The sequence below is a fragment of the Paenibacillus sp. 598K genome (assembly GCF_003851045.1).
GTDB lineage: Bacteria > Bacillota > Bacilli > Paenibacillales > Paenibacillaceae > Paenibacillus_D.
In genome coordinates this window covers 457-3,554 of record NZ_BFBX01000101.1, presented here as the reverse complement: position 1 = coordinate 3,554, position 3,098 = coordinate 457, and the positions used below count along the sequence as shown (strand labels likewise).

Below are 3,098 nucleotides of genomic sequence, written 5' to 3'. Positions count from 1 at the left end.
TCCTCTTCGTTGAACGCATAGGGCGTCGTCAGCAGGTCGCGGCGCGCGGCCAGTCGGATCATCTCGATCTCCCGGTCGTAGCCCATGCCCGTCTCCTCCAGATTGGCGCGGAACAGCCCGTCGCATAGCCCGACCGTCGGGAAGTTCTGCACCCCAGCGAAGCCAGCCTCTTCGACCTGATGGAGGAAGCGCGCCATGTCGCGGAACGGATCGGTACCGCAGACGCCAGCCAGCACCGGCGTCTGGCGAACGGCGGTCAGCACCTCGCTAGCCATCTCCATGACGATCGCATTGGCATCGCCGTAGGGCATCAGCCCGGCCAGCGAGCCTCTCCCCGCCATCCGGAACCGGCCGGAGTTGTAGATGATGATCAGGTCGGCGCCGCCCTGCTCCTCGCACATCGCCGAGATGCCCGTGCCTGCGCCCGCGCCGACGATCGGACGGCGGTTCGCGATCTTCTCGCGCAGCCGCTGGATGATCTGTTGTTTCTTCTCTGACATATCGTTACCCTCCTCCCTGCGCGATCGTGGGCGCCATGCCTGCTCTCATGAACGCGATGCACGCTGTCAGCCCTTCCTCTACGCCGCCGCCGCTCTCCTCGTCCGCCGACATCCAGCCGCTGTAGCCGATCTGACGGATCGCGGCGAAGATGGGGTCAAAGACAATCGCGCCCCGTCCCAGAATCTCGAATTCGCCGGCAGCGAAGTCCTTCATGTGAAAGTTGTCGATGAACGGGGCAAAGCTCGTGATGACCTCGGCCACATCGTCGATACCCGACTTTACCAGATGCGCCGTATCAAGCGTCAAGCCGACCAGCTCCGAGTTGCGGATCGCGCCATAGAACAAGTCGAAGTCGCGCCGATGCATGACCGGCTGGCCGTGATGATGATGCAGCGACAGCCGCAGTCCGTGCTGCTGCGCCTCCTTGCCCATCTCCTCGAATACGGGGGCGAAGCCCGCGATCTCCTCGTCGGTCAGTCCCTCGCGGCGGACGCCGTGGCAGTAGACGATCCGCTCTGCGCCGATCTTCGCCGCAAAGGCATACAGTGCCCGCAGCCGCTCCTTGCTGTCGCCAGCCGGGAGCGCCCCGCCAGCGATGAGCGCGGACGCAGCGCCGGGCAAGCCCCCGTAACGCTCTACGAAAGCCGCCGGGTCGTTCAGGTACGGCTCGTATTGGCCCCACTTGAGCTGCAAGCCGTCATACCCTGCCGCTCGGTAGCCTTCGAACAACTCCGTCGTCTCGGCAGCATCCGCCGTCGGGCGTGAAAACGCATACTTAATCATGTACAGCTCCCCCTCTCTTGTCCTGTCTCTCCTGTGCCGCTTGTTGCGCCGCGAGCAGCTCTGTCAGCAATCTCACGGCACGGTCGGCGAAGGCTTCGTCGTTGATCGCCAGCTCCAGCGTCTCGCAGCGGATGTGGGGGTGGAGCCGCGACTGGAGCGCCTGCTCGAAGGCTGCATCCGCTTCCGGCTGGTGGAAGCGCTCTCCACTTGCGCCGAGCAAGGAGTAGCCGCGCGTCGGGATCAGTACGGCCGTGCCGCCCCGCGCCCGATTCAACTTCTGTGCGAAAATCTCGCCTAGCTGCTCGTTCTCCTCCACATTGGTCCGCATCAGCGTCACATTGGCATTCCAGGCATACAACAGCCGATCCCGATAGCGCTCGGGAACGGTATCCGCTCCGCCGAAGTTGACCATATCGATGCAGCCCGGCACGACGAGATGCGGGATGCCGACGCGCCCCGGCGCTTCCAGCCGCGCATCGCCTGCCGTGAACACGCCGCCGCACAGCTCATCGGCCCATTCGGTCGTCGTCATGTCCAGCACCGCCGCGATCCGGCCATCCTCTACGAGCCCCTCCATCGTCTGGCCTCCGGTGCCTGTGCAATGGAACACCAGACATTCGTAGCCTTGTGCCTCCAACTGCCGCTTGCAGCGCTCAACGGCAGCCGTCGTGTTGCCGAACATCGTAATCGCGATGAGCGGCTTCTCTTGCCGCTGGGGAGGGGGCGACTGCTCCATCATCCCGCACACGGCAGCTGCCGCCTCGCGGTAGATGAGCTCGCTGATGCTATTGATCCCGGCGACATCGACGACAGAAGGGATCAGCACCACATCCCGGGTGCCAACGATCGGCCGGGTGTCGCCGCTGGCTGCCGTAGACACCAGTACCTTGGGGAAGCCGATCGGCAATCTGCGCATCACCGCTGCGATGACCGAGGTGCCCCCCCGTGCCGCCCATCCCCAGGATCCCGTCGATGCGCCCCTGGCGATGCAGCTCCATTACCAGCTCCATCGCGCCCTCCGCCATAGCGGCCAACGCTCTGCCGCGGTCGCCTGCTGCCCGCAGCGCCTCTCTGCTGGCGCCTGCGCGTCTGGCCACTTCATCGGCATCCCAATTCGGAGCGATGCCCGCTGGCTCGCCGGCCACCCCGATATCCACCGTGACGACGCGATGGCCGCGTGCGACGACCAGATCGCGGACGTACGCATAATCCTCGCCTTTCGTATCCAGTGTCCCGATGAGCAGGAGCTGCTTCGGTTGTTGCATGAGCATGAGTATCGCCTCCCGATATTATTCGCCGATCGTCTCCCGGTCGACGGCAGAATATGCGATAATCATCCGGCACGGCTCCCAACTCGTCACCTTGGCGTGATGCGGGACCCCCTGAGGGATACGGAGCGCCATGCCCGGCTTCAGGTGAAAGCTCTCGTCCCCCAGCGAATGCTCGCATTCCCCCGAGAGCACGAAGATGACTTCCTCGCAGTTGGGGTGAATATGCCGCGTGTTCTCTTCGCCAGCGTTGATGTAGACCATCCCAAACGTCATCTCGCCCTCCGGATCGATCTCTTGCCCGTAGAGCCATGCGATCTTGCCCCACCCCATATCGACGACATGCTGTTCTTCGTTCAGATCAGACGGTTTAATCCTCTTCACCTCATTGACCATATTGTCCCTCCTAAAAGTTTTCCGAAGGAAAACTCACTTCGAAAGCATAGGCTTAAGTTTTCCGAAGGAAAACTCACTTCGGAAGCGCTTGCTAAAGTTTTTCGAAGAAAAACTCACTTCGAAAGCATAGGCTTAAGTTTTCCGAAGGAA

The 3,098-nt window shown here is 62.7% G+C and carries 5 protein-coding genes; all 5 read right to left on the bottom strand.

Annotated elements, in window-relative coordinates; translation table 11 throughout:
- Positions 1-500: phosphoenolpyruvate hydrolase family protein (locus PA598K_RS38240; protein ID WP_260405621.1), on the bottom strand; the 500-nt coding region annotated here is incomplete at its 3' end.
- 4 nt (positions 501-504) lie between these two features.
- Positions 505-1,284, bottom strand: a complete 780-nt coding sequence (locus tag PA598K_RS26195) for a sugar phosphate isomerase/epimerase family protein (RefSeq protein ID WP_128659782.1) — start codon at positions 1,282-1,284, stop codon at positions 505-507.
- Positions 1,277-2,185: a Tm-1-like ATP-binding domain-containing protein gene (locus tag PA598K_RS26190; RefSeq protein ID WP_260405623.1), complete on the bottom strand. Its 909-nt coding sequence runs from the start codon at positions 2,183-2,185 to the stop codon at positions 1,277-1,279. Before PA598K_RS26190 ends, PA598K_RS26195 begins: the two co-directional genes overlap by 8 nt.
- The gene (locus tag PA598K_RS38235; RefSeq protein ID WP_260405620.1) at positions 2,070-2,555 is read right to left on the bottom strand and encodes a Tm-1-like ATP-binding domain-containing protein; all 486 of its coding nucleotides are present in this window, start codon (positions 2,553-2,555) and stop codon (positions 2,070-2,072) included. Before PA598K_RS38235 ends, PA598K_RS26190 begins: the two co-directional genes overlap by 116 nt.
- 18 nt (positions 2,556-2,573) lie before the next feature.
- The gene (locus tag PA598K_RS26185; RefSeq protein ID WP_128659781.1) at positions 2,574-2,948 is read right to left on the bottom strand and encodes a cupin domain-containing protein; all 375 of its coding nucleotides are present in this window, start codon (positions 2,946-2,948) and stop codon (positions 2,574-2,576) included.
- Between the last annotated feature and the right edge of the window lie 150 nt (positions 2,949-3,098).